At 63.2% G+C, this 19,363-nt stretch carries 18 protein-coding genes; 7 read left to right on the forward strand and 11 right to left on the reverse strand.

From position 1 onward, the window contains the following. Nucleotides 1–2 precede the first annotated feature (2 nt). The 3 genes from HAHE_RS21045 (at nucleotide 3) to HAHE_RS21055 (ending at nucleotide 1,914) form a co-directional block, all read left to right on the forward strand. A complete protein-coding gene (locus HAHE_RS21045; RefSeq protein WP_338687278.1) occupies nucleotides 3–413 on the forward strand; it encodes an Hsp20/alpha crystallin family protein in 411 nt (136 codons plus the stop codon). A 126-nt stretch (nucleotides 414–539) separates the two neighbouring features. After that, nucleotides 540–836 (forward strand): KH domain-containing protein, encoded by a 297-nt coding sequence (locus HAHE_RS21050; RefSeq protein ID WP_338687280.1) that lies wholly within the window; start codon nucleotides 540–542, stop codon nucleotides 834–836. Between the two features lie 7 nt (nucleotides 837–843). Further along, on the forward strand, nucleotides 844–1,914 hold the full coding sequence (locus HAHE_RS21055) for a glycoside hydrolase family 3 N-terminal domain-containing protein (RefSeq protein WP_338687282.1): 1,071 nt from the start codon (nucleotides 844–846) through the stop codon (nucleotides 1,912–1,914). A 9-nt stretch (nucleotides 1,915–1,923) separates the two neighbouring features. Here the strand turns inward: HAHE_RS21055 and HAHE_RS21060 are convergent, their stop codons facing one another. The 9 genes from HAHE_RS21060 to HAHE_RS21100 form a co-directional block, all read right to left on the reverse strand. Continuing rightward, nucleotides 1,924–2,112: a hypothetical protein gene (locus HAHE_RS21060; protein WP_338687284.1), complete on the reverse strand. Its 189-nt coding sequence runs from the start codon at nucleotides 2,110–2,112 to the stop codon at nucleotides 1,924–1,926. A gap of 32 nt (nucleotides 2,113–2,144) precedes the next feature. Continuing rightward, nucleotides 2,145–3,038 (reverse strand): mechanosensitive ion channel family protein, encoded by an 894-nt coding sequence (locus tag HAHE_RS21065; RefSeq protein ID WP_338687286.1) that lies wholly within the window; start codon nucleotides 3,036–3,038, stop codon nucleotides 2,145–2,147. A 207-nt stretch (nucleotides 3,039–3,245) separates the two neighbouring features. Continuing rightward, nucleotides 3,246–6,311 carry a LamG-like jellyroll fold domain-containing protein gene (locus HAHE_RS21070; protein WP_338687288.1) on the reverse strand — a complete coding sequence of 1,022 codons (3,066 nt, stop codon included), beginning with the start codon at nucleotides 6,309–6,311 and terminating at the stop codon, nucleotides 3,246–3,248. 82 nt (nucleotides 6,312–6,393) lie between these two features. Beyond that, nucleotides 6,394–7,890 (reverse strand): LamG-like jellyroll fold domain-containing protein, encoded by a 1,497-nt coding sequence (locus tag HAHE_RS21075; protein ID WP_338687290.1) that lies wholly within the window; start codon nucleotides 7,888–7,890, stop codon nucleotides 6,394–6,396. Continuing rightward, nucleotides 7,887–8,426, reverse strand: a complete 540-nt coding sequence (locus tag HAHE_RS21080) for a sigma-70 family RNA polymerase sigma factor (protein WP_338687292.1) — start codon at nucleotides 8,424–8,426, stop codon at nucleotides 7,887–7,889. The genes HAHE_RS21075 and HAHE_RS21080 overlap by 4 nt, the downstream gene beginning before the upstream one ends. 92 nt (nucleotides 8,427–8,518) lie before the next feature. Next, nucleotides 8,519–8,875: a dihydroneopterin aldolase gene (locus HAHE_RS21085; protein ID WP_338687294.1), complete on the reverse strand. Its 357-nt coding sequence runs from the start codon at nucleotides 8,873–8,875 to the stop codon at nucleotides 8,519–8,521. Beyond that, nucleotides 8,872–9,912, reverse strand: a complete 1,041-nt coding sequence (locus tag HAHE_RS21090) for an HAD hydrolase-like protein (RefSeq protein WP_338687296.1) — start codon at nucleotides 9,910–9,912, stop codon at nucleotides 8,872–8,874. Before HAHE_RS21090 ends, HAHE_RS21085 begins: the two co-directional genes overlap by 4 nt. A gap of 6 nt (nucleotides 9,913–9,918) precedes the next feature. Then, nucleotides 9,919–10,290: a DUF721 domain-containing protein gene (locus tag HAHE_RS21095; protein ID WP_338687298.1), complete on the reverse strand. Its 372-nt coding sequence runs from the start codon at nucleotides 10,288–10,290 to the stop codon at nucleotides 9,919–9,921. A 1-nt stretch (nucleotide 10,291) separates the two neighbouring features. Next, complete coding sequence (locus HAHE_RS21100) at nucleotides 10,292–10,528, reverse strand: ferredoxin (RefSeq protein ID WP_338687301.1); 237 nt, start codon at nucleotides 10,526–10,528, stop codon at nucleotides 10,292–10,294. Nucleotides 10,529–10,708: 180 nt separating this feature from the next. Between HAHE_RS21100 and HAHE_RS21105 the strand changes: the two genes are divergently transcribed. Both HAHE_RS21105 and hemQ read left to right on the forward strand, forming a co-directional pair. Then, nucleotides 10,709–11,623: a hypothetical protein gene (locus HAHE_RS21105; RefSeq protein WP_338687303.1), complete on the forward strand. Its 915-nt coding sequence runs from the start codon at nucleotides 10,709–10,711 to the stop codon at nucleotides 11,621–11,623. 3 nt (nucleotides 11,624–11,626) lie between these two features. Continuing rightward, nucleotides 11,627–12,457: a hydrogen peroxide-dependent heme synthase gene (gene hemQ / locus HAHE_RS21110; protein WP_338687304.1), complete on the forward strand. Its 831-nt coding sequence runs from the start codon at nucleotides 11,627–11,629 to the stop codon at nucleotides 12,455–12,457. Nucleotides 12,458–12,920: 463 nt separating this feature from the next. Here hemQ and HAHE_RS21115 read toward each other — a convergent pair whose 3' ends face one another. Together HAHE_RS21115 and HAHE_RS21120 are read right to left on the reverse strand one after the other, a co-directional pair. Further along, nucleotides 12,921–14,117 (reverse strand): S1C family serine protease, encoded by a 1,197-nt coding sequence (locus tag HAHE_RS21115; protein ID WP_338687305.1) that lies wholly within the window; start codon nucleotides 14,115–14,117, stop codon nucleotides 12,921–12,923. Beyond that, nucleotides 14,114–15,112 (reverse strand): S1C family serine protease, encoded by a 999-nt coding sequence (locus HAHE_RS21120; RefSeq protein WP_338687307.1) that lies wholly within the window; start codon nucleotides 15,110–15,112, stop codon nucleotides 14,114–14,116. Before HAHE_RS21120 ends, HAHE_RS21115 begins: the two co-directional genes overlap by 4 nt. 101 nt (nucleotides 15,113–15,213) lie before the next feature. On the opposite strand from HAHE_RS21120, the gene HAHE_RS21125 reads away from it, so the two are divergent. Together HAHE_RS21125 and HAHE_RS21130 are read left to right on the forward strand one after the other, a co-directional pair. After that, nucleotides 15,214–17,571: a PBP1A family penicillin-binding protein gene (locus tag HAHE_RS21125; RefSeq protein WP_338687308.1), complete on the forward strand. Its 2,358-nt coding sequence runs from the start codon at nucleotides 15,214–15,216 to the stop codon at nucleotides 17,569–17,571. Nucleotides 17,572–17,682: 111 nt separating this feature from the next. Further along, nucleotides 17,683–19,332: a transglycosylase domain-containing protein gene (locus HAHE_RS21130; RefSeq protein ID WP_338687309.1), complete on the forward strand. Its 1,650-nt coding sequence runs from the start codon at nucleotides 17,683–17,685 to the stop codon at nucleotides 19,330–19,332. Nucleotides 19,333–19,363 lie beyond the last annotated feature (31 nt).

Here is a 19,363-nt window from a genome sequence, read left to right on the forward strand (position 1 = left end):
CCATGAATCACGAAACCACTTGCTGCCAAGCTTCCGCACCGGAGGCATCGACCGTCGAAACCACCGTAGCGACTCGCGACGGGTCCTCGAACTCCTACGTCACCCCCGTGTGGCATGCCCGCCGGACCGACCATGGCGTCGAACTTGAGGTCACCCTTCCGGGCGTCACCAAGGAGGCGCTGGAACTCGAAGTCCGAGGCTCCCACCTGGTGCTCGAAGCGCGTCGTCCGGGTTCAGCAAACGACGGGCGTCTGATCCACGGACAACCCGCGCCCGACGGCTACCGCCTGAAGCTCCGGCTTGGCGAATCGCTTGACGGATCCGGACTCCGCGCGACCCTCGAAGCGGGAATTCTCAGGGCTTCGGTCCCGCTCGTCGAAGCGGCCCAACCGAAGAAGATCGAGATTCTCTGATTTCGTCCTTCGGCAGCGCCCCTCCGATCGGCCCCTCATCGGGGCGGTTCGCGAGGGGCGTTCCCATTTTTCCGACAAATCGCCTCCACCGTTGCTACTCGCTCCGGGAGGGTCCATGTTCGATCCATGCAGGTTGTCACGGACCAGATCCGGAACTTTCTCCAATACATCGCCGTCCAGTTCATCGAGCACCCCCAGCGGGCGCAGTTGAAGGTCGCCGAACTCGGCCCCAAGCGTCTCCGGTTCAAGCTGGTCCTGGAGCGCTCGGACGTCGCCCTCCTGATCGGACGCAACGGCTTCAGCGCCTCGTCGATCCGCGGTGTGGTGAAGGCAGCCGCCGAGCGCGCCGACGTCCAGGTCAACCTGCAGATTCACTCCCACGAGGAAGAAGAGGAAATGCTCGCCCGCGAAGGCGAACACTGAGACGTCCATGAACGGCAACCTACTCCTCCTCGGCATCGAGGGGCCGGAACTGAGCGACACCGAGCGCAAGCGCTTTGAGCGGCTCCAACCGGCCGGCTACATCCTCTTTTCGCGCAACATCGTCAGCCCCGAGCAAACCCGGGAGCTCACGGACTCGCTGCGTTCTCTCCACACCCTCGACCCGATCATCGCCATCGACCAGGAGGGCGGCCGGGTCACCCGCACCAAGGAGATCGCCCCGGTCGTTCCGTCCGCCAACGACCTCGCCGCCCAAGGGAACCCGGTGAACATCGCCAATGCGGGCGCTTACACCGCCGACCTCCTGCGCTTGCTCGGATTCAACCTGAACTTCGCGCCGGTGCTCGACCTCGATCACCATGTCGGCGCCTCGAACGCGCTTCGCGGCCGGTGCTGGGGTCGCGACCCGCAACGTGTGATCGACCACGCCGGCATGTGGAACCGCTGGATGCGCAAACGCTCGCTCCGCTCCTGCGCCAAGCACTTCCCCGCCTGCGGTCGGGCCAAGGTGGACCCCCACCACGATCTGCCATCCTCCAATGCGACCATCAAGGATCTGCTCGCCGAGGACATCATCCCCTACACGGCGCTCATGCCCGAACTCGATGCGATCATGGTCGGCCACGTCAGCTTCCCGGCCATCGACCCCGAGCTTCCGGCCTCCCTGTCGCCCAAGATCATCAACGGCTTCCTGCGCGGGCAACTCGGATTCGATCGCCATCTCGTGCTCACCGACGACCTCGACATGGGCGCAATCGCCGACCGCTTCCCGGACAATTCCGACGTCCCCGCAGCCATCCATGCCGGCAATGATCTTGCGATGATCTGCCACCGGATGGAGCGCGCCGACGAAGCCGCCCACCTGATCTCCGAACTCCCCGGCAACGTCGCGGCCGACGCCGAAAAGCGGGTCGAGAAGTTCCGCAAGAAGCTCCACGCCCCGCTCGTCTGGGACGAGGACAAGTGGAGCAAGACCTGCGAGAAGATCGCCGAACTCGCGGCGGAGGTCCCCGCCACTGGTGATGAGGCCGTGGCCAACTCCCCGGTTGCGGACTACTGAGCCGGAGACCTAGGCGGGCCGCTTCCGCTCGCCCCGTCCGTCGGCACCTCCGAAGGTTTCGCCGTCACGGGGCGCAATCGATTTCCTCTCGGCAGTGCGACTCTCGCCCTTGGCGGACTTGGCACCACCGCGAATGTAGAGGGTTTCACCCTTGCTCGGATCGGCCTCCGACCATCTCCAGAACAGACTCGCCTGCATAGGTTTGATCACGCTGCTCGTTCCGATCCGCCTCAGGCCGGGACCCTTTCCTTCCTCGGCCGCTTGCTGAGTATCGGCAGCGGCTCGTCGAAGGTCAGCGTGCGATACGGGAACGGGATCTCGATACCTTCCTCGTCGAGGGCCGACTTGATCGCCGTGATCACTTCAGACCTGCTGCGCCGCTGCTCATAGGGCCGGGCATCCGTCCAATAGATCACATCGATGTTCATGCTGCTGTCGCCGAAACCGGAAGCAAAGACGTCGTGTGGCCGGTCCTTGTCGACGCTGTCGCAGCGGTTGAGCACGCCCTCGATCAACTCGAGTGCCCGGTCGAGGTCCTCCTTGTAAGCAACTCCGGTCTCCACCGTTGTCCGCCGGAGCGACTGGTCATTCAGAACTTCGAGCGGGTTGCCGATCAGCTGGGAGTTCGGAACCACCACGAGTTCTCCTGTGAGACTGCGGACCGTCGTCATCCGCAATCGGGTGTCTTCGACCCGCCCGCACACGTCGCCGCACTCGATGAAGTCGCCGGGTTCGAAGGGAAAGCGCCATAGCAGAAGAATGCCGGCGAAGAAGTTCTGGAAGATGTCCTTGAACGCGAGTCCGACCGCAACCGACGCCAAGCCGGCCGCGCCGAGCGCCTTCGAAGGTGTGAGATCGGGGAAGACGATCATCGCGGCGATCAGCACCCCGAGCGTCCAAATGGCGACCTTACCGAAGGTGACGATCAGTTCCTTCAGCGAGTCCCTCATCGACCGACCACGAAGGGCACGACGGACCAACTTCCGATACGCGAAGACCGCAATCCATGTCGCGAGCAGGACAACCAGCCCCGCCACCAGATTGGGCACCTGACTCACCAACCCGGTCCACTGCTCGGAGAGCGTCTCCTTCAGGGTGGATAGCGTCTTCTCGAAAGAAATCATGCCGAGATCTCCAGCGGATCCCGAGCCAGTTACCGGCCCCTTAATGTGGTGGCCCGGGATACCCCGTCCCGACAGGGCTGCAGCCGATGAAGCGGAATGGCGGAGATTCGCACCGGCCCTTCCATCACCGTGCATTCCGCCCAGAGCCGTGCAGACCGCAACGGCCGGCGAACCGTTGCGATCTTTCAATCGGAGGCCACCAATCCGCTACGGGAGGGTCGCCCGGATCCGGTAGATATGCAGCGGATCACCGGTCAGCACCGTGCGGGTATCGGTTCCACCCGACCCGGTTTGCGGGGCGAGAATCTCGGACCACGTTTCGAGCACCGGATCGAATTCCTCCACCGAGTAGTTTCGATCGGCGGCGGTCGGATAGCTGAGATCAAAGCCACCTGTGGCAGGTGCGATCTGTGCCGCGAAGAACGAGAACGGATCGGCCCCATCGGTTCCGGCGACCCACTCGTCTTCGTTGCTCTGGCCGTCGCCGTCCCCATCTCCGGACATGGTCGCGGCACCGGCACCGATCTGGGCCGGGGAGAAGGTGTCGAACATCCACTTGAAGTAGACCAGATCCTCACCGGCAGCCGTACCGATCGACTGCTGACCGGCGGCATCGAAGTGCAGGTTGTCTCCCTTCACACCGAAGCTATCCGTATTGACAACACTCGTCAGCGGGTCGGCGGCCGCCACCGCATCCATTGCCGCCTGGACCGTCGCAAGCCGACCGGCATCGAGCGAGCTCTGGCCGTCGGACAAACGAATGATCACGAACGGAAGGTCACTACCATAGGTGGCGCGGACGTCGGCGATGAAGTTCGTCAGGTTGGTTTCGTAGTTGTTGTGGAATCCTCCGTTGATGTCGCTTTCACCCTGCAGCCAGACCATGCCGCAGATCTCGATGGATGCCCCCGGGTAGGCTGCAGCGAGTGCCGCCAATCCGTCGGTCACCGTTTGCTGGAACGTCACGTACTCCGGCCCATCGCCGGTGGTCGTGTTGTCACCTCCCCCGGCCCATTGGACCTCGAGGTTGGTTCCGCCGTTGGCATACTTCACCAGCGCGGTGCGCGTTTCGGGCCCGTTGCCGAAGAGGTCGGCAAGACGGCGGCCCAAGGTGACCTCGGGACCGAACTGGCTCGTCTCCGAGAGACCCGGCTGGAGGGTCGTCAGGGCGCTCCCGCCTCCATCCACCTTGTAGTAGAAGTCAACGTCCGACTGGGGCGTCTGAAGACCGGCGGGAAGCGACGCCGGATCGGCTCGCCCGTCGGCATTCGACTGACCGCCCAAGAGGAACACATTCACCTTCGTGACCGGGGATCCACCCCCCGGATTCTCCGCATCATAGATGTCAATGACGTCTTGCGCGATGAGCGCGCTATCGAAAACCCGGACCTCATCGAGGACTCCCTGGAAGGTGTAATCCAGCCCCGAGGTATATCCTTGGGCGATGCACTCGATCTTAAAGTCGGTGTCTCCCGAATTCAGCGTCTCAACGAACTGGCCGTCGCGATAGAAGGTGAGGTTGCCGGTTCCATCCGCGACGAGGCCGTAGTGGTGGAGACCGAGGTCCTGTGTGGCAGTAAAGTCATAGGTCGAACCACTTTCCGAACGGAAGCGGAGGCCTGTGAAGTTGTCGTTAAGCCAGATGAAATTTCGGGTGTCCGTGCTCGTGCCCATCACCATTCCCTTTTGACCGCCAAGCTCTGCCCGTTGCGCCCAGAACGTGACGCTCCACGGCTCCGACGGAAGGAATACCATCGGGTCGAAATTGACCTGGCTTCCATAGAGACCGTCGACCTCCAGCGCTCCGGATCCCGCCACGACCTTGAGCGGATCGGCTGTGATCAGGGCATCCCACACAGGCGTTCCGTCACGGCCGCCCGCGGACGCATCCGTGTAGTCGCCGTCGTAACGATGGTGCAGGGTCCGGGGCTGCACCGCGTCCGGATCGTTGCTCGCATAGAGTCCGTCGATCTGGGTCGGGGTGATCGCCCCTTCGAACACCCGCACCTCATCAAGGATCCCTTGGAAGGTGTAGTCGAGACCGGAGGTGTATCCCTGACCGATGCTGTTGATCCTGAATGACGAGTCACCCTGATTGACAGTTTCAACAAACTCACCGTCACGGAACAGGCTCAGGTTTCCGGTTCCGTCCGCAACCAAAGCGTAATGATGGAGGGCGGTGTCCTGCGGAACCGTGAAGTTGTAGGTCACATTGCCATCGGACCGGAAACGGAGGCCGGTGAAGTTGTCGTTGAGCCAAAGGAAATTCTGCGTGTCGGTCGCGGCACCGATCACCATTCCTTTGTTCGCCCCGTTCTCAGCGCGTTGTGCCCAGAACGAGATGCTCCAGGCCTCGCTGTCCAGGAAGTAGAACTCGTCGACATCCACCTGGGATCCATAAACCCCGTCCAGTTCGAGCGCTCCGGTTCCGAACACCACTTCGCCCACATCCGAGGTCAGCGCCGCGGTACCGGCCGCAGTACCGTCGCGCCCCTCCGGACCTGAATCGGTGAAGTCGCCATCGTAGCGATGATGCAGGCTCCGCTCGGGCAAGGCCGCAGTGGTGTCGTTGGCGGTGAAGAGCCCCTCGACTTCCAGTTCGCCAAGCGCGTGGTCGAAGATCCACACCTCGTCGATCTGGCCGTGGAAATCGAAGTCGTTGCCGGCCGTGTAGGCCTCGCCAATCGTATCGAGAATGATTCCGGTGCTCTTCCCGGTCGCGACCTGTGCCGGACCACCATCGACATAGCAGGTGATGGTGGTGCCGCTCGCGACGATCGCATAGTGGTGCCAATCGGTGTCGTCAGCCGCCGCGAAGTCCGCATTGCGCCCGGTCGTGCCGTCGCTGCTGCGCCACCGCAGCCCCGTCCTGCCGCCGCTGCCGCTGGCATCGTTGAGGGCGACGAAGAAGTTCGTTCCGTCCCGCTGGCCGATCGCCATGTCCCATTGGGCGGCGCCGCCGGTATCGCCCCCGGCCTTGCGGGCCCAGAAGGCGATCGAATAGGCCGTTCCCGAGCTGAAGGTCTTGGAGGGAAACGAGACGTAGTCGCGGTCAGCACTCAGGTCGAGCCCCCCGCTACCGAACTTGAAGTCTCCGGCGGAGGTGGTGATGCCGGAGTTGCCAATGGTATCGACGTCGATCAGAGCGCCGTTCTGGCTGTTGCCCGAGACGTCGGCGTAGTCGCTATCGAAGGGAAAGTGGGCCCAGACCCCGGCGATGGCGGACTGGACAAGGAACGGAATTACAAGTGTGGGAAGACAATGGGTTTTCATCAGGCGGACACATGGGTTTTGGTCACTCTACCTGTGGAATAAGCACAGGTGCCCGATGATTAGCCTCCATCGTGACTTTTTTTCAGTGATCCCCCGGCCGGTGAGATCCGCGGAACAGCGACCGCACCACCCCGGGACCGATCGAATCCTCGAAAATCCACACCTCGTCGATTTGTCCGTGAAAATCGACATCGAGTCCTGTGCCATAGGCATCGCCAATCGAATCGAAGCCGAAGCCGGTCTCAACATTCTCGGCGGTCTCCCTCTGAATCCCATCGAGGTAGTACGAAAGCGAGCCTGCCCCGTCCGCGATGATCACATGGTGATGCCATGAGCTGTCGTCCGGTGCGTCGAAATCCGCCTGACGGGCTCCGGGCGCTTCCGTATTCCCACGCCAGCGCAACCCTGTCCGCCCGTCATCACCGTTGGCATCCCCAAGCGCGATGAAGAAGTCCTTGGATCCACGCACTCCGATGACCATGTCCCACCATGACGCCTGCCCCTGATCGCCGGGCGCCTTGCGGGCCCAGAAAGATACAGCGTAAGGAGAACCCGAACTGAAAGTCTTCGAAGGGACGGACACGAAGTCACGGTCAGACCCCAGATCCAACGCGCCTCCTCCGAAACGGAAGTCATTGCCGGTCCTCGAGATCTTGGAACTGCCGTGCGGTTTGTTGTCGACCAAAGCGCCATCACGCCCCGATCCGGACTGATCTGAGCAATCGTGATCGAATGGATAATAGGCCCACACTGCCGGATCCTCGGCTGGCGCAGGAGTCGAGAGGAATAGATCTGGGTCGTAGGCTTCCGGAGCACTCCGCCCCACGACGTTCGCTCGTGCTGCCTGTCCGCCATGGAGTTCAAGGGGTGCCGGGCCTTCGCTAAGCGATTCGATCCTTACCCGCCCCGAGTCCACCTGCACCAGATCCGACCCGTCAGACGATACCACTCCGAAACGCGTTCCGAGATCGACCACCCGGACACGGGCGGTCGTGACGGTGAAGCCCGTGTCGCGCTCGGAGATGTCGAACCACGCTTTGCCCTCGTGCAACCTCGCCAACTTCTCACCCCGCAGCTCAAGCTTCGCCGGCCCTTCGAGCACGATGCGGCTCTTGGTCCGGGTCGTGATCTCGAGCGAGCCATTGTCAACCAGCAGCATCGTTCCCGGCACGAACTCCCCATCTTCTCCAACACCCCCGGACTCGAACATCCAGAGGCTGCCCTGACCTTCAACGATCCGCACCGGCGGCTGCAGTCGCTCGCGGATCGCGATCACGCTGCCGATCGCCAGCAGCAGGAAAAGCACCGCAGCCGCAGCAAGGAACGAGCGCTTCAGGATCCGCCGTTCGCGGGCCTCGTGGGTTTCGGGTGCCGGAGGTCCGTGAGTCGCGGCCCACGATTCGGCGACCTCGTGCAAGCCCGTCGCCACGGCCATGTGCTTCAGGTAGGCAAGCCGCAGTTCCGGCTCGCCGCGCAACAGATCCATCAACTGCCGGTGATCGGCCGACGAGATGTTGCTGTCCTCGAAGTCCTGGAGGAGTTGTTCGAGTTTCCGCCTGCCGGGATGCCTGGAGTTCATGCCGCTCCCTCCCCTCCCAAACGGTTCTCGATGCAAACCTTCAGCGCCGCCCTAAGCCGGAACAATTGGACCCGCAGTCCGCTCAACGACCGCCCGTGGGTCACCGCGAAGTCCTGAAGGCGCGTCTTTCTCCAGTAGCGGGCCATCAGCAGCTCCCTGTCGCTCTCCCTCGCCTCACCGAGGCAGGTTCGGAGCGCGTCGACCCGCTCGTTGTAGAAATCGCGACCGATGTTCCCTGCGAAGTCTTCCGCCAGCATCGAAGCCACATCGTCATCGAGGGTCATCCAGTGCCTCTTGCGGAGCGCCTGCTGATGGGCGAGCACCTGGAATCGCGCGACCGTGAGCGCCCACGCGCAGAAATTGCTCCCCATCTCGAAGTCACCCCGCTTGTTCCAGAGGACGAGATTGGTCTTCTGAATCACGTCATCGAGGTCCGGCGCACCGGGCAGAAGCGAGATCACGAACCCCCGGATCACGGACTGGTGATCCGTCAGGAGCGTGACGAATTCGGCGTCGATGTTGGACTCGGGATTCACGGAAGCTGCTGGAACATAGGCGTCCCGCCCCGTTGATTAGCATGGCAGGTCAAAAAACTCCGCAATTTCTCCTTTGAGGCGCCGAACACCACCTATTCGGCGGCCTTGCTCAGCACCACTCCGACCCATTCGGTCTGCGGAAGGATGAACTTGCGGATCCTCACCTTCACCTCGCGGGCCGCATGGCGCTCGAGCACGTGATCCGCAATCTCGTCGGCCAGCGTTTCGATCAACCGCCGCTCACCGGTTGCTGCGAGGGACACCACTTCCACCGCAACCGCATGGTAATCGATGGTGCGGGCAACATCGTCACCCATCGCGAAGAAAGCCGCGCCCGGAACCATGTCGATGTCGATCAGGAGCTTCTGGAACTCGGCACGCTCCTCTTCAGGGACACCGATCCTCGTTTCCACCTCCAATCCCCGGATCTTGATCACGCCGCTGTTCATGCCTGCTGGGTGGAACGCATCACTTCCGTGAGAAGCACACGTGTCGGTTGGTTGAGATCCATCCGGAGTGCCTCCTCGGCATCCGCCCAGCGGAATTCCTCCGCCTCTTCATTGAGAACCACTTCACCGGAAATACGGCGAGCGACGTAGTTGAGCAGCAGGAAATGCTCGGGACGCTGGAACTCCTCGGAATCGATACAGTCCTGCACCATCACGAACCTCGGCTCATCAATCTCGAGATTGGTCTCCTCGCGGATCTCCCGCCGGAGCGCGTCCTCCGAGCTTTCACCCCGCTTGATCTTTCCGCCGGGGATCCCCCATCGATGACTCCACTTGTGGGTCTTCACCATCAGGTAGCGGCCGGCTTCGTCCTCGATCAACGCGCCAACCGTCGCAACCGGCGCCTTGCGTGCGAGCGGCCGTTCGAGCAACCGCCGCAGTCCATCGAGATCCTGCACGGTGATGTCGGGCAAGGCATCGGCGAGGGGCGCCGGATGGGTGTAGCCCGTGAGAACCGCCACCGAGGTGATGCGGGCGTGCCGGGCGGTATCGATATCGTGGACCATGTCGCCGACGAACGCGCAGTCGGCGGGATCGATCCCATGACTCTCGATGATCCCGAGGATCCGCTCGCGCTTGTCGAGAACCCCGGCGTAGGTCGCCTCGAAATACGGAGCCAGTCCGAATTCCTCGAGCTGCCCGCGGAAGGCATCGGCATCCATGCTGGTCAACACGAAGCACCGGATCCCGTGCCGACGGCACCACTCGAGCTTCTCCCTCGCGTGGGGCAGGACGGTGACCGGCGCCGACGATGCCGAAAACGCGCTTCTGAAATGCGTCTCGAGCTCCTCAAGCGGGACACCCGGGAGCACTTCCTCGTAAAACTCCCGGTAAGGCAGGCGGAAGCGGACACGGAACTCCTCACGGTCCATCGGCGGTTTCCCGTAAACGCCGAGAACATGGTTCGTGGCATCCAGAACCGGCGGCAGATCATCCACCAAGGTCCCCGACCAGTCGAATATGAGAGCGCGAAACATGGCGGATCAACCGAGCGAGAATCGGATCGAGCGGACGACGCCTTCACCGGCTGCCCGCTTCAAATTCGCGAGCAGGCGGGGCTTCATCTGCTCCAGTTGGAACCGCATTGCCGGCTGCAGAACCTTGAGGGTCAGGCAGCCGCCCTTGAGCGAGTCCGGTGCCGCATGCCGGGCAACGAACTCGCCGGCGATCTCGACCCACATTTCGCGGAGCCGTTCCTCATCGATCCCCTCGGACGCGTTCGCCTGCTTGAGGATCGCGGCGAGGAAGTCCGTGGGTTGGTGGACCCGCGAGTCCGGATGATCCGGCTCATCGCCACCCCGCCACTCGCGAAGGATCGCGCGGCGGATGCGTGCGAGCCGGTCTTCCCGGGCCATCTCACTCGTCCCCGTCTTCGCCGATCGCCTCGACCGGGCAGCCCTCCATCGCCTCGCGGCACTGGCCGACTTCCTCGTCATTCTCCGGTTGCTTGAAAACGTACGAGTAGCCCTCGTCGTCGGAGCGGGTGAAGTTGTTCGGCGCCGTCTCCCGGCAGAGGTCGCAGTCAATGCACTGGCTGTCGACGTAGAACTTGCCGTCGACGTTCTCTTCATTCTTGTCTTCGCGGTCGGCCATCGTGGGGTGCGGTGAAAGGTTTGCGTGCCTGAAATCGCGCCGTAGCGCCGGTCATGCAAACCTTTTCGTCCCCCGTAGACGGCCCCGGCGGCAGGCAGGCGGCGCGGTCGACACGGCCACCACAGCCGTGCTTTCCACTGGCCAAGCCCCCGGGCGATTCCTAAGACAGCCCCGACGCCCATGTCCGAGGAATCCAAGCCGCCCTCATCCCAGCCGCGCCGACACCGGCCGAGGCTGACGGAACTGTCCCGTGAAACCACGGAGGAGGACCTCTGGAATCTCGATGACGAACCCGCCCCGATCGCTTCGACACCGGTCGAACCACGGGAAGCCGAGGCGACTCCGGAACCGGAGGAAGACCCCACCCCCGTGCTGCGGAGACCGCACAAGCCGGAGCGCGAGCTGATTCCCAAGCCCGAGCCCAAACCGGCACCCGAAAGCCCTGCCGAAGTGCCTCCGGCCGCTGCCGAGGTCGAACCGGAGCCCGAGGAGGAACCGGACGAACCCGAAGCCGCCACGAAGTCCGCTTCCCTTCTCGATGACCTCCCTCCTCCGAACCGGAAGGAGTGGATCGGCCTTGGAGCACTCGCCGCCGTGTTCCTCGCGCTCGCCGTGTGGTGGATCGTCGGCCAGTTCTCCGACGTCCCGACCAAACGCATCGGGAGCGATCAACCGGATCTCCCGATCGAGGGCAACTACGCCGAAGTCACGGACGCCGAAACCTATTGGCGACAACCGGTTCGGACCGGCGACAACCCCGACATCACCCGCCCCGAGGTCTCGTTCATCCCCGCGATTTCGATCCGCCTCTCCGGTGGCAGCGGCGTCCTCCGCGTGTGGTACAAGAATGACAGCGGCGAGTTTGTCGGCGACAGCGTGACGCGCCGGTTCGAGGGCGGACGCTTTGTAAAGAACGGCTCCGACACGCTCGAGTTCGCCTCCACCGACGGCTTTGAAACGAACGGCGAGTTCAACGGCTACCGCGTAGGCGAAGGCCGCTGGACCGCTGAAGTCCTGGAGGGACCTTCACTCAATGCCCGGGGCAGCGAGTTCAAGACACTGTTCACCGCACCGATTTCGTCGAACCGACACTGATTCATGTCCGATAGCACCCCCGTTCCGTCGCTTGTGCCCCGCGAAGGTTGGCACGTGATGCACCTGTTTTATCAAATCGACCACGCCCAGTGGTCACTCCTCGACAAGGAAGAGCAACGCGCCGCGAAGACGAAGCTCGCCGAGCTCGTCCAGGAGATCCGCAGCACGCCCGACACCCACCTGCTGACCTTTTCCATCGCGACCCCGAAGGCCGACATCGGCTTCATGCTGCTGACGCCCGATCTCCAGGTGGCCAACGCCTATGAGAAGCAGCTCACGCTTTCCCTCGGACCCGAGATCCTGAGTCCGGTCTACTCGTATCTCTCACAGACCGAGCGATCCGAATACACGACCACCTCGGAGCAATACGCCGAAGAGACACTCAAGGGCGAGAAAGGTCTGTCCGAAGACAGCCCCGAGTTCGCCGCCGCGATGAAGGAGTTCGATGAGCGAATGGAGCACTACCTCCAGCACCGCCTCTACCCGGTCCTCCCCGACTGGCCGGTCGTCTGCTTCTACCCGATGTCGAAACGCCGCCAAGGCAACGACAACTGGTACAGCCTGTCGTTCGAGGAACGGAAACGTCTGATGGGCGGCCACGCACGGGTCGGACGGACCTACGCGGGTCGCATCCTCCAACTCATCACCGGCTCGACCGGACTCGATGAATACGAGTGGGGCGTGACCCTCCTCGCCAAGGACACGATCGAAATCAAGGCGATCGTCTACGAGATGCGCTTCGACGAAGTATCCGCCCGCTACGCCGACTTCGGAGACTTCTACATCGGCATGCAGCTCCCGCTGGACGAATTGTTCCGACGGGTCTGCCTGTAGGAGGGCGGAAGCTTGGAGCGAGGGGCGTGGAGTTCGATGCCTCAGTTCCCATGCTTGACCGGCTCGCCTAGATTGCCCTGTCACGATGACCGCTCCTAGAGTCGTTGCAGGTGTACTTGCTCTCGCCGGGGGTTATTGGGCGATCACGCTATCATCGTGGCTTGCCTTTCCGATAGGAGTCCTCGTTTTGCTACCCGGCTTCGCGATTTGGGTGTTCTTCGGCTTGAGAGTCCTAAGTAAGCATTCGAAGCCGTGGTTTGTCGCTGGCTGGCTCTTCGCAATGGTCTGGCATCTGGCGATCGCCACTTGGGCGCCGCTCATTTCAGGCCTGCTGGACAATGCTCAATTCATCAGAGCGCCTGCTGCTGCGGCAGCGACTCTTTCGCTGGCTGGATTTCTTCTCGAAATCCGGCGGGGGAAGCACTCCACGGACTACTAAGCCGCAACCACCGTTCCCGGGCGATCACTCCTCGCCGACTTCCTCCATCTCCCGCTCCATTCGCTCGAGCAGTTCGGACATCTCCTCGAGGTGACGACGGAGGCGGCCCGCGGCGCGTGGATTCATCGGCACCGCCTGACGCCGCGGACGATCGGCACCGCCGCCGGGAACCCTCTCGGTCTCGGTCGGCAATTGGGCCATCGCGGGGCTCACGGGATTCTGACCCAGCATGAGTTGGATCTGGGATGCCGGGATCACGAAGCTGCGGGTCCTGTCGGTTCTTGCGACCGTCACACCGACCACCTCGCCATCCAAACCGATCACCGGACCCCCACATTGCTGCGGCTTCAACTGCATGTCGGTCTGAAGGGCCAGCGGGAATCCGCTGCCGACCAGACTGATCGGCCCGCCCATCTGGCGCATCAGGCGCAGACGACTTTCCGGGACACCGGGAAACTCGGGCCGGCCGCCGAGCGTGATCTGCACTTCGAGCGGCTTGCCGTCGCGCTGCAGCTTGGCCGTGATCTCATCGCCGGGTGAGTAATCGAGAAGGATGTTCCGAAGCTCGAAAGCACTGGTGATCTCGCGCTCTCCGATCGCCGTCAGGACATCGCCCGCAAGCACTCCGGCCTCGTCGGCACCCCCACGATCATCGACCTCACGGATCCTCACGCCGTCACCCTCGAACTCCGGGTCGAGACTGATCCCGATGAATGCCTGATCCGACTCGCGAAGCGGACGCTCAGCCACCGCGACCACACCAAGGCCCAGCGGATTGTCATCCGGACCGGGAGCGACAAGGAACCGTCCGATTCCGGGAGTCTCACCCTCGCTCCACGTGACCGGCTTGAACTTTTCACCGGTGAGCTGAAGCAGCGCCAGATCCTCATCGCGATAGACGCCGAGAATCGAAGCCGTCGCCGTGCGTCCGTCGCCACCGACCGCCTGGATCGGCGTGCGGGCCAAGGCGATCTCGCTCCACTTTGTCAGTACTTGGCTGCCGTCACCGACAACCGTGCCCATCGCCACCTGACGGCGATTCGCCCAGATCCAAACGGTCGACTTGGAGACCTCGCGGGCCAGCGGTTTGATGACATCGAAAATCTCCTGCGACTGTTGTCGCGTCGCCTGCCGCTCTTCCGGCCGCTGGAGCGGCACATCCTGCGCGACGGCTTGTGCCACCAGCACCGCCGTCAATCCAAGGGTTGCTGCTATCTTCATCGTTTGAGTTCTTCGAAAAGTTGGTCGCGACGCATCAGTTCCACGTCGATTTCAATCTGCTCCCGGCCACGCTGAATGGCGAGAGTGACGGTATCGCCCGCCGAATACTTCGCCAGCAGGAGCCCGAGACTGCGTCCGCCCCGCACACGGGTTCCGTCCACCTTGCGGATGATGTCGCCCTGCCGAATCCCGGCCTTGGCCGCCGGCGAACGGGCCGTGACCTGGTCGACCGGCACGCCGCCGTCGCGCAGCTCGCGCCCCATCACGATACCCACCACCGGGCGTTCCGGATTGGCCAAGGGGTTGAGTTGGAGTTCGCCCCAGCTCTCCCCTTCGAGCAGGCGCTTCCAGTCCTCGCGGAAACCATCGATCCCCGCGTGGTTGTTGTTATCGAGCGACTCGCCGATCGACGAGTTGATCCCAACCAGGTTGCCGTCGAGATCGAACAGCGGTCCGCCCGAATCACCGCCAATCAGCGTGCAATCGGTAGTGAGAAAGTTCCCGGGACCCTCGGAAACGACCCGCCCGAACCGGACCGGAGGCGTGCGGGCCGGATCGTAGCCCTCGCTGTGCCCCATCGCCACGACCCAGTCGCCGGCCTCGAGAATCTTCGACTTGCCCAGTTCGACCGTCGGCCAGTCGCCCTCCTCGGTGATCCGGGCCATGCCGATGTCCTTCGAGAAATTCGACCCCAGCACCTTGGCCTTGGTCTGCTTGCCGTTGGGGAAAACAACCTCCACCTCCTCGGCGCCGTCGGTCACGTGGGCCGCCGTCAGGATCAGGCCGTCCTTTTCCACGATCACCCCGGAGCCCGAGGCGCCGGTCGAGGGTGAAATCAGCGCCACCGTGGCGGGCATCACACGCTCCGCCACCGTCTGCGTCTTGCGCTCCAATTCCACCAAGTCCTTCAGCGAACCCACCGGCTCGCGCGCCGCCAAGGGCAAGCCCAGCAGCACCAAAAGGCCAATCGCATGCAAAATTCCGGATTTCTTCATCGCTTTGTCACTCGTGATAGCGACGCATTTCCGCCGCTTCGTCTTCACCCGAAGTTGACCGTGGCACTTTCGCCCGTCTCGCTTTAGCCTCTACCACGTCGATGCCGAAACGCAATTCGAAGGCCCAGGGAAATGGCCAGAATTCCTCTTCCAACCGCCGTCGCAAGCCGGCCCGAAAGCGCGTCGGGTTCGGAACGTTGGTGCTTTTCTGGCCGCTGATCCTCCTCCAGCGCATTACCGCCCCGCTTCCGGGCTTCCAGCGATTCCTGATCCGTCTGGTCGGTCATCCGGCCCTGCTGGCGATCTATTTCCTGATCCCGCTCGTCCTGTTCTATTACGCAAGAGCACGTAACTACGACATGGCGAAGGTCGAGGAAATGCCCGAACGCAGTGTCGTCCTCGACCGCCGCGGCAAGGAACTCGGAAGGATCCACGGCGAGAAGCGCGACATCATCGACATCTCGAAGATCTCGCAGGACTTCATTTTCGCCATCCTCGCCCGTGAGGACGAGCGCTTCTACAAGCACCGCGGCGTCGACTGGATCGGCTTCGGCCGGGCGACGCTGCGCAACGTCAAGGACATGGGCATGACGCAGGGTGCCTCGACCCTGACGATGCAGCTGGCGCGAAACAGCTACAATCTGAACGCCGACTGGCTGTCATTCTCGGATCCGCTCCAGGACCTCGACCGCAAGTTCCTCGAGATCGCGGTTTCTTACAGGATCGAGGGCAACTATGAGAAGCAGGAGATCCTTGAGCACTACGTGAACCGCATCTTCTGGGGCCACACGATCCGGGGCATCGAGGAAGCGTCGCGCACCTACTTCGAGAAGCACGCGAAAGACCTGACCCTCTCCGAGTCCGCCCTGCTCGCCGGGATTGTCCGCGGACCGAATGCCTTCTCCCCTTTCCGCGACATCCCCGACGCGATCAAGGAGCGGGACGCGACTCTAGACCGGATGGTCGATGCCGAATTCATCACCAAGGAGCAGGCCGACGCCGCCAAAGCGGAGGAGGTCAAGGTGCGTCCCGAATGGCGCCGTGTCTTCCACGACTCATGGGCGATGGACGCCGTGCGCCGCGAACTCGAGCGCATCCTCGAGGAAGAGGACATCGAGTTTGGCGGACTGCAGATCACGACCACCATCGACAGCCTTGTGCAGCAGAAGGCGGAGGAATCACTCAACAGCCACTTGCGCAGCTTCGAGCGATCGGCCGGCTATCCCCACCAGACGCGCGCGGCGTGGCAGGACCTGCCCGAACCGAAGCCGAATCCGAAGTACATCCAAGGAAGCGTGGTGGTCATCGAGAACCTCACCGGGTCGATCGTCGCCACCGTGGGAGGTCGCGACGCCGACGAGTCGAAATTCAACCGCTCGACGCAGGCCCGCCGTCAGGTTGGATCGACCTTCAAACCCTTCGTTTACCTCTCCGCCTTCGAGCGCGGCCTGCGCCCGGACACGATGATCAGCGACGACCCGTTGAAGCCCGGTGAGGTCAAGGGAGCCGGCCGCTGGTCGCCTTCCAACTCCGACGGCAAGTTCAACGGCTGGCAACCCGCGTCCTACGGCCTGATCCGCTCGCGCAACACGATGTCGGTCCGTGTCGGCAACTACGCGGGCAACGCCAAGGTGGCCGAAGTCGCCGAGGCGGTCGGCTTCGAGCAACCTCTGCAGAAAGACCCGACCGCGTTCCTCGGCACCCTTGAGGCGTCGCCGGAGGAACTCGCTTCGGCATTCACCGTCTTCCCGAACGGCGGCGAACGCTATCCGCCGAGAATCATCGCGGAGATCCGCGACCGCAACGGTGAGGTCCAGTTCAGTAATCCGCAGTTGTCCTACCAGGCGGTAGGCAACGGCTCGGCATGGACGACCTCGCAGATCCTCCACGAGGTGATGGAACGCGGCACCGGCGCCTCGGTGAAGCGGCTCGGTTTCCACAAGCCCTGCGGTGGCAAGACGGGCACCACCAACGACTACAAGGACGCGTGGTTCGTCGGCTACACCTCGAGTCTCACCTGCGCGGTCTGGGTAGGCCTCGACCAACCGAAAACGACGATCAACCGCGGCTACGGATCCGTCCTCGCGTTGCCGGTCTGGGCCGAGGTCATGAAAACCGCCGATCGTCTCGGCTATAAAGCGGAGGGACTCCGATCGAAGCTGTCCTTTACCGACTGCAGGCTGTGCCGGACCTCCGGACAACGGGCCACCGAAGGCTGCGAGGAGGCGGGTGAGGCCTACACCGACAGCGTTCCGCTCGATCTCGTTCCGGGTCCGGGATCGTTCTGTCAGATCCACCAAGGCGATCCATCGATCGCGGGAGACAACGTGCCGAAGGCGAGACCTGTCGACCCGGAATCCGAATCCGCACCGAAGGCCGTGCCGGTATCGCCGTCGAATGACGTGCCCCGCGCCGTCCCCGTGGAGGAACCGGTCCCCCGCGCGCTGCCGGTGGAATAGCCCGAGAGGCTTCTCCATCGACAATCGCCCGATTTCATTCGTCAATCCCGCGTGTCCACCTGGCGTCCGATCTCAAGGCTACCGAAATGGTTGGCCTGGCTTCCCCAGTGGATGCACACGCCCTTGCGCTGGGCATTCCGCCTGACGCTGATCGCCACCCTCATCGTCGCGGCGGTCGCGTTTTTCTATCTGATGCAGGCGGCGAAGTACGATCTCGACGAGGTCGCGCAGCTCCCCGCACGCACGACTTTCCTCGACCGCGACGGGGTCCAGGTCGAGGTGAGCTGGGGATCGGCACGCCACCTCGCCCGTCGCGCCGATCTGCCCGACTTTCTCGTCAGCTGCCTCGAAGCGCGGGAAGACGCGCGCTTCTTCGAGCACTCCGGCGTCGACTTCCGTGGCTTGGCGCGGGCGACTCTGCGCAATATCAAGGACCGCGATTTCACCCAGGGCGCCTCAACCCTGACGATGCAACTCGCGCGCAACACCTACGAGATGCGGGCGAAGTCGATCCACCGCAAGCTGTTGGAAATCGCGCTCACGCTGCGCATCGAGCATCGCTACTCGAAGGACGAGATCCTCACCCACTATCTGAACCGGATCTACTTCGGCTCGGGCTGCCACGGCATCGAGGAAGCGGCACGCACCTACTTCGGCAAGACCGTCTCGGAACTCCACGAGGGGGAATGCTCGATGCTTATCGGGATCATCCGCGGCCCCCATATCTTCTCGCCGATTCGCAACATCGATGGTGCACGTGACCAACAGAGCGAGGTCCTCGACCGGCTCATCGCAATGGAACGAATCGACCAAGCGGAAAAGGAACGCATCCAGGCGTTGCCGATCAAGCTGGTACCCGAAGAGCAACGGACGAACGAGCGCTCATATGCCATCCGCGCGGTGCGGGACGAGCTTTCGAAGATTCTGGAAGCCGCCGACATCCGGGCCGACGGGTTGATTGTCCACACCACCCTCGATAGCGGGTGGCAGCTGCGGCTTGAGACCGAGCTCTCGAAGGTTCTACTCGGACTGGAAAAAGGCCGCGGCTGGGAACATCCGACCCACGCCCGGCACGATCCGGGCACGACACCGGCGTATGTCCAATGCTCGGCCGTGACCCTCGACTCCGATACCGGTGAAGTGCTCGCGATGATCGGCGGACGGGATTTCCTCGATTCGCGCTTCGACCGCAGCACCGGAGCCCGCCGGGATCTCGGGACTCTCTTCGAACCGTGGATCGCCGCCGCCGCCGCGGAGCGCGGCAAGCGGGTGATTCCCGGCAACCCGTTGATGACCGGGCGCCAGATCGGACCGACCGAGACCGCCAGAATCGCGAAGCGTTGCGGGCTGGGCGGCCCGTTTCTCGATACCGAGGATCTGTTCCGCGGCAGCGCGGCGTCCACGCCGATGGAAACCGCGGTCGGGCTCGCCACCCTTGCGAACGGCGGCAAGCGACCGAACCCGCACTTCGTAACCCGGATCACCGACGCCGCCGGCGAAACCCTCTTCACGCGCAAGCCGGAAGTCTCGCAGGCGATCACCAAGCACGCAGCCGATCAGGCGAAGGCGCTGTTCCGCACCATCGGCGGCAGCCGATGCTACAACGGCTCCACCGGTTCGGACCGCGACGCATGGATGCTCCGAATCGGCCCCAGCGGCTCGACCGTCGTCTGGATCGGCTTCGACAACCCGGCCCCGATCACCAGCGACGCCAAACTCGAGAGCGTCCTGGTCGACCTGGAGAACCGGCTCGGGAAGTAACCAAGTCCGCCATACGCCAACGGCGAGACTG

Source organism: Haloferula helveola (assembly GCF_037076345.1).
Classification (GTDB): Bacteria; Verrucomicrobiota; Verrucomicrobiia; order Verrucomicrobiales; family Akkermansiaceae; genus Haloferula; species Haloferula helveola.

Bases quoted from the DNA above. Each gene is read 5' to 3' on its own strand.
- HAHE_RS21120 (WP_338687307.1), bottom strand. From the start codon at position 15,112: ATGAAGAAATCCGGAATTTTGCATGCGATTGGCCTTTTGGTGCTGCTG.
- HAHE_RS21130 (WP_338687309.1), top strand. From the start codon at position 17,683: ATGCACACGCCCTTGCGCTGGGCATTCCGCCTGACGCTGATCGCCACC.
- HAHE_RS21075 (WP_338687290.1), bottom strand. From the start codon at position 7,890: ATGAACTCCAGGCATCCCGGCAGGCGGAAACTCGAACAACTCCTCCAG.
- HAHE_RS21085 (WP_338687294.1), bottom strand. From the start codon at position 8,875: ATGAACAGCGGCGTGATCAAGATCCGGGGATTGGAGGTGGAAACGAGG.
- HAHE_RS21125 (WP_338687308.1), top strand. From the start codon at position 15,214: ATGCCGAAACGCAATTCGAAGGCCCAGGGAAATGGCCAGAATTCCTCT.
- HAHE_RS21055 (WP_338687282.1), top strand. From the start codon at position 844: ATGAACGGCAACCTACTCCTCCTCGGCATCGAGGGGCCGGAACTGAGC.
- HAHE_RS21070 (WP_338687288.1), bottom strand. From the start codon at position 6,311: ATGAAAACCCATTGTCTTCCCACACTTGTAATTCCGTTCCTTGTCCAG.
- HAHE_RS21100 (WP_338687301.1), bottom strand. From the start codon at position 10,528: ATGGCCGACCGCGAAGACAAGAATGAAGAGAACGTCGACGGCAAGTTC.
- HAHE_RS21050 (WP_338687280.1), top strand. From the start codon at position 540: ATGCAGGTTGTCACGGACCAGATCCGGAACTTTCTCCAATACATCGCC.
- HAHE_RS21045 (WP_338687278.1), top strand. From the start codon at position 3: ATGAATCACGAAACCACTTGCTGCCAAGCTTCCGCACCGGAGGCATCG.
- HAHE_RS21090 (WP_338687296.1), bottom strand. From the start codon at position 9,912: ATGTTTCGCGCTCTCATATTCGACTGGTCGGGGACCTTGGTGGATGAT.
- HAHE_RS21105 (WP_338687303.1), top strand. From the start codon at position 10,709: ATGTCCGAGGAATCCAAGCCGCCCTCATCCCAGCCGCGCCGACACCGG.
- HAHE_RS21065 (WP_338687286.1), bottom strand. From the start codon at position 3,038: ATGATTTCTTTCGAGAAGACGCTATCCACCCTGAAGGAGACGCTCTCC.
- hemQ (WP_338687304.1), top strand. From the start codon at position 11,627: ATGTCCGATAGCACCCCCGTTCCGTCGCTTGTGCCCCGCGAAGGTTGG.
- HAHE_RS21060 (WP_338687284.1), bottom strand. From the start codon at position 2,112: ATGCAGGCGAGTCTGTTCTGGAGATGGTCGGAGGCCGATCCGAGCAAG.
- HAHE_RS21095 (WP_338687298.1), bottom strand. From the start codon at position 10,290: ATGGCCCGGGAAGACCGGCTCGCACGCATCCGCCGCGCGATCCTTCGC.
- HAHE_RS21115 (WP_338687305.1), bottom strand. From the start codon at position 14,117: ATGAAGATAGCAGCAACCCTTGGATTGACGGCGGTGCTGGTGGCACAA.